2 tRNA genes and 3 rRNA genes are annotated in these 5916 nt (G+C 42.6%); all 5 read right to left on the bottom strand.

The window, feature by feature from the left end:
- Window positions 1-84: 84 nt before the first annotated feature.
- The 5 genes from rrf to E2O22_RS07690 all read right to left on the bottom strand — a co-directional run bounded on the left by rrf (window position 85) and on the right by E2O22_RS07690 (window position 5631).
- Window positions 85-201: ribosomal RNA gene (rrf, locus tag E2O22_RS07710) — 5S ribosomal RNA — on the bottom strand.
- A 295-nt stretch (window positions 202-496) separates the two neighbouring features.
- Window positions 497-3403, bottom strand: a 23S ribosomal RNA gene (locus tag E2O22_RS07705).
- 459 nt (window positions 3404-3862) lie between these two features.
- Window positions 3863-3939, bottom strand: a tRNA-Ile gene (locus tag E2O22_RS07700).
- Between the two features lie 8 nt (window positions 3940-3947).
- Window positions 3948-4023: transfer RNA gene (locus E2O22_RS07695), tRNA-Ala, on the bottom strand.
- Between the two features lie 95 nt (window positions 4024-4118).
- Window positions 4119-5631: ribosomal RNA gene (locus tag E2O22_RS07690) — 16S ribosomal RNA — on the bottom strand.
- Together the 16S, 23S and 5S rRNA genes with 2 tRNA genes alongside form the textbook arrangement of a ribosomal RNA operon.
- Between the last annotated feature and the right edge of the window lie 285 nt (window positions 5632-5916).

Below are 5916 nucleotides of genomic sequence, written 5' to 3'. Positions count from 1 at the left end.
TTAAAATAATTAAAATAATTAAAATAATTAACAATAAAAATAAATATAGGATTATATATAAAGTAAGAATAATAAGAATTAACAAGTCCGCAATGAGCTACTTTCCCCCTGCCAGTAAGGCGTAGTATCATCACCCACGATGTGCTTAGCTTCTTGGTTCGGGATGGAGCAAGGCGTCTCCACATCTGTATAATCACGGACATTGTTATTTAAATATTCTATTTAATATAGCATAATAAAAACAATCAATAAGATTTAGACATAAAAATCATTTTTATTTTAACTTTCATCTTATTCTTATATTTAGATGTTTTATTGAACTAAATACTTTATTGTTTCATTTTAGAATACTTAAAAAACAATGTTAAGAGCAAGTTCTAATATAAACTTTACTTATAAGATTTTATAAACTTAAGAATGTAATTTTTATATAAATATTTCATATAAAAACACTCAAAGCTTTATTAAAAACCTTAACAAGGAAGTGATGCTTAAATAAGATAAGCCAAACGCTCTATTAGTACTGGTCAGCTAAAGGACTTTCATCCATTACACACCCAGCCTATCAAACTAGTAGTCTTCTAGAGAGCTTAGAGAAGATTCATCTTAGAGTTGGCTTCACGCTTAGATGCTTTCAGCGTTTATCCGTTCCAAACTTAGCTACGCTGCGATGCTCTTGGCAGAACAACAGCTACACCAGTGGTTTGTTCAACCCGGTCCTCTCGTACTAGGGTCAAATCTCTTCAATCTTCTTACGCCCACGGCAGATAGGGACCGAACTGTCTCACGACGTTCTGAACCCAGCTCGCGTACCGCTTTAAATGGCGAACAGCCATACCCTTGGGACCTGCTCCAGCCCCAGGATGCGATGAGCCGACATCGAGGTGCCAAACCTCCCCGTCGATGTGAGCTCTTGGGGGAGATCAGCCTGTTATCCCCGGGGTACCTTTTATCCTTTGAGCGATGGCCCTTCCACACAGAACCACCGGATCACTAAGACCGACTTTCGTCTCTGCTTGACTTGTATGTCTTGCAGTTAAGCTGGCTTATACCTTTATACTCTACGAACGATTTCCAACCGTTCTGAGCCAACCTTTGTAAGCCTCCGTTATTATTTGGGAGGCGACCGCCCCAGTCAAACTACCCACCAGACATTGTCCCACTTGAGGATAACTCAAGCTGGTTAGCTACCCAAATAAGAAAGAGTGGTATCTCAACAACGGCTCATATACAACTGGCGTCATATACTCAAAGCCTCCCACCTATCCTGCACATTCTTATCCAAATAGCAGTGTCAAGCTGTAGTAAAGGTCCACGGGGTCTTTCCGTCTTGCCGCGGGTAGGAGGAATTTTCACCTCCACTACAATTTCACTGGATCCCTCTTTGAGACAGCTCCCATCTCGTTACGCCATTCATGCAGGTCGGTATTTAACCGACAAGGAATTTCGCTACCTTAGGACCGTTATAGTTACGGCCGCCGTTTACTCGGGCTTCGATCAAGAGCTTCGCTAATGCTAACCCCATCAATTAACCTTCGAGCACCGGGCAGGCGTCACACCCTATACATCCTCTTACGAGTTAGCAGAGTGCTGTGTTTTTGGTAAACAGTCGGGAGGGACTCTTTGTTGTAAGTTTCTTCGCTTTCGGAGTAAATCCTAATACGAAGCGAACCACACCTTATACCGAAGATACGGTGCTATTTTGCAGAGTTCCTTAAAGAGAGTTCTTCCACGCGCCTTAGAATACTCATCCCACCCACCTGTGTCGGTTTACGGTACGGGCAACATTAGCTAAACTTAGAAACTTTTCTTGGCTCGACGGCATCAGCAATTCTCCTCGCTGTCCGAAGACTTTGAAGAGCCTTTCAGTTCTCGGAGTATGTTATACGGATTTGCCTATATAACCTCCTACGACCTTAGACTAGCACTTCCATCCGCTAGCTTGCTTAGCCCTAAGCGTCCTTCCATCGCACACTAATGTTGGTATTGGAATATTAACCAATTTGCCATCGTCTACCCCTTTCGGACTCGACTTAGGACCCGACTAACCCTACGATGACGAGCATCGCGTAGGAAACCTTGGGTTTACGGCGTTAATGATTCTCACATTAATTATCGCTACTCATGCCTGCATGCTCACTTCTATTCGCTCCAGCACTCCTTACCGGTATACCTTCGGCGCAAATAGAACGCTCTCCTACCACTTGATAAAATCAAGTCTACAGCTTCGGTACTTACTTTAGCCCCGTTATATTTTCCGCGCAAAATCACTAGACCAGTGAGCTATTACGCTTTCTTTAAAGGATGGCTGCTTCTAAGCCAACCTCCTGGTTGTTTAAGTAACTTCACATCGTTTTCCACTTAAGTAAGATTTAGGGACCTTAGCTGGTAGTCTGGGTTGTTTCCCTCTTGACGACGGATTTTATCACTCGCCGCCTGACTGCTGTGATTACATATAAGGTATTCGGAGTTTGATAGGGTTTGGTACATTGGTGTATGCCCTAGCCCATTCAGTGCTCTACCCCCTTATACTACGACACAACGCTATACCTAAATATATTTCGGAGAGAACCAGCTATCACGAAGTTTGATTGGCCTTTCACCCCTATCCACAAGTCATCCGGGGGCTTTTCAACGCCTATCGGTTCAGTCCTCCACTAGTTCTTACACTAGCTTCAACTTGCTCATGGATAGATCACTTCGTTTCGGGTCTGCAGCATCTGACTTAAGCGCCCTATTCAGACTCGCTTTCGCTACGGCTTCGCGTGTGCTTAACCTTGCCAGACACCACAACTCGCAGGCTCATTATGCAAAAGGCAGTCCATCACACTGTATTGCTACATAGTGCTCTGAATGATTGTAAGCAAATGGTTTCAGGTTCTATTTCACTCTGATCACCTCAGTTCTTTTCACCTTTCCCTCACGGTACTTGTGCACTATCGGTCTGGTAGTAGTATTTAGGGTTGGATCGTGGTCGACCCAGCTTCAGACAGGATTCCTCGTGTCCCGCCCTACTCAGGATACTGCTAGCTAAGGTTTGGTTTTCGTATACGGGACTATCACCCTCTATGGCTACACTTTCCAGAGTGTTCTACTAACCTTACCTATTGCACATTGCAGTCCTACAACCCCCAGTGCAAGCACTGGGTTTGCCCTCTTGCGCTTTCGCTCGCCGCTACTGACGCAATCTCTATTGATTTCTTTTCCTGTAGGTACTAAGATGTTTCAATTCCCTACGTTCGCTCCATTATGGTAGTATATATCTCTATATACTGGGTTGCCCCATTCGGAAATCTACGGATCAAAGCTTCTTGACAGCTCCCCGTAGCTTATCGCAGTCTAGTACGTCCTTCATCGCCTTTACCAGCCAAGGCATCCACCATTCGCTCTTAATAGCTTACCTTTTAAATTCATTCTAAAACGCATCACTTCCTTGTTAAAGTTTTTATGATAAGACTTTACTATCTTAAGACGGAAAGCATTTAAACACTTAATAAAACTAAAAAATATTAGTCTAACTAAGTTGCGAGTTTAAAACTTGTCTTTAACTAAAAGCTAAAGAAAAGATAGTTAGGTTTTATCCTTTAACAAGTCCTGTAAAATTGTTTTTATTAAAACTTGCTTGTGACTCTTAACAATGATAATTCAAATAACATTAAATAATTAATCTAATATATAAAATATTCTATTATTTATTTAGCTTAGGTCTTAAAACCTAAAGGAAGTATATATAAAGAGTTTAAATAATTTAAAAACATAAGCAATAAAGTATTTTACTTTACTTATTGCTTTATTATTAGCTATATACTTGCTTTAAGTTTTAAAACTTTAATTATATGATTGATAAACAAATCTTTTTTTATGGTGGGCCTAACAAGACTTGAACTTGTGACCTCACCCTTATCAGGGGTGCACTCTAACCAGCTGAGCTATAGGCCCTTAATAAATGGTGGAGAATAGCGGGATCGAACCGCTGACCTCCTGCGTGCAAAGCAGGCGCTCTCCCAGCTGAGCTAATTCCCCAAAATTAGCTTTTCATCAATCTTTGAAATCTAAACAAGGATGATTGAGTCTATATATGAACTGATAGTTGTGAGACTTATCAGTTTGTACTCTAGAAAGGAGGTGATCCAACCGCAGGTTCTCCTACGGTTACCTTGTTACGACTTCACCCCAGTCGCTGATTCCACTGTGGACGGTAACTAGTTTAGTATTCCGGCTTCGAGTGAAATCAACTCCCATGGTGTGACGGGCGGTGAGTACAAGACCCGGGAACGTATTCACCGTAGCATGGCTGATCTACGATTACTAGCGATTCCGGCTTCATGCTCTCGAGTTGCAGAGAACAATCCGAACTGGGACATATTTTATAGATTTGCTCCACCTCGCGGTATTGCGTCTCATTGTATATGCCATTGTAGCACGTGTGTCGCCCTGGGCATAAGGGCCATGATGACTTGACGTCGTCCACACCTTCCTCCTCCTTACGAAGGCAGTCTATTTAGAGTGCTCGGCCGAACCGTTAGCAACTAAATACGTGGGTTGCGCTCGTTGCGGGACTTAACCCAACATCTCACGACACGAGCTGACGACAGCCGTGCAGCACCTGTCTCTAAGTTCTAGCAAGCTAGCACCCTCTTATCTCTAAGAGGTTCTTAGGATATCAAGCCCAGGTAAGGTTCTTCGCGTATCTTCGAATTAAACCACATGCTCCACCGCTTGTGCGGGTCCCCGTCTATTCCTTTGAGTTTTAATCTTGCGACCGTACTCCCCAGGCGGTACACTTAATGCGTTAGCTGCATTACTGAGATGACTAGCACCCCAACAACTAGTGTACATCGTTTAGGGCGTGGACTACCAGGGTATCTAATCCTGTTTGCTCCCCACGCTTTCGCGCCTTAGCGTCAGTTAAGTTCCAGCAGATCGCCTTCGCAATGGGTATTCTTGGTGATATCTACGGATTTTACCCCTACACCACCAATTCCATCTGCCTCTCCCTCACTCTAGACTACCAGTTTCCCAAGCAGTTCAACGGTTAAGCCGTTGGATTTCACAAGAGACTTGATAATCCGCCTACGCGCCCTTTACGCCCAGTGATTCCGAGTAACGCTTGCACCCTCCGTATTACCGCGGCTGCTGGCACGGAGTTAGCCGGTGCTTATTCCTTAGGTACCGTCAGAATTCTTCCCTAAGAAAAGGAGTTTACGCTCCGAAAAGTGTCATCCTCCACGCGGCGTTGCTGCGTCAGGGTTTCCCCCATTGCGCAATATTCCCTACTGCTGCCTCCCGTAGGAGTCTGGACCGTGTCTCAGTTCCAGTGTGACTGATCATCCTCTCAGACCAGTTAAGCGTCATAGCCTTGGTGAGCCATTACCTCACCAACTAGCTGATACTATATAGTCTCATCCTACACCGAAAAACTTTCCCTACTCAACTTGTGTTAAGCAGGAGTATAGAGTATTAGCAGTCGTTTCCAACTGTTGTCCTCTTGTGTAGGGCAGATTAACTATACCTTACTCACCCGTGCGCCACTAATCCACTTCTAGCAAGCTAAAAGCTTCATCGTTCGACTTGCATGTATTAGGCACGCCGCCAGCGTTCACTCTGAGCCAGGATCAAACTCTCCATAAAAAATACAGATAGTTTAATCTTTTTCTTCAAAGAAAAAGTATTTTAAAGATTAATAAAATAATCTTTAATTATTAATTGATAGATTTACATTAATTAAGGTAAATCTCTGGCTCAATCGATCACTTATTTAGATTTCAAAGATTGACTATAAGATTTGATTAACAATATTAATAATTTAAAGAACAAATATAAAAAATTAAGATAAAAATCTTAAGTTTTTTAAGTCCCTTTTATTTGAAAAGGAAATGAAATTATAGCAGTAAAAGCTTAAAGTTTTATTAAATT

Source organism: Campylobacter lari (genome assembly GCF_004357905.1).
GTDB classification, from domain to species: Bacteria; Campylobacterota; Campylobacteria; order Campylobacterales; family Campylobacteraceae; genus Campylobacter_D; species Campylobacter_D lari_D.
Note: the sequence above shows the minus strand (reverse complement) of the source record. Positions and strands in the feature narration are given on the sequence as shown.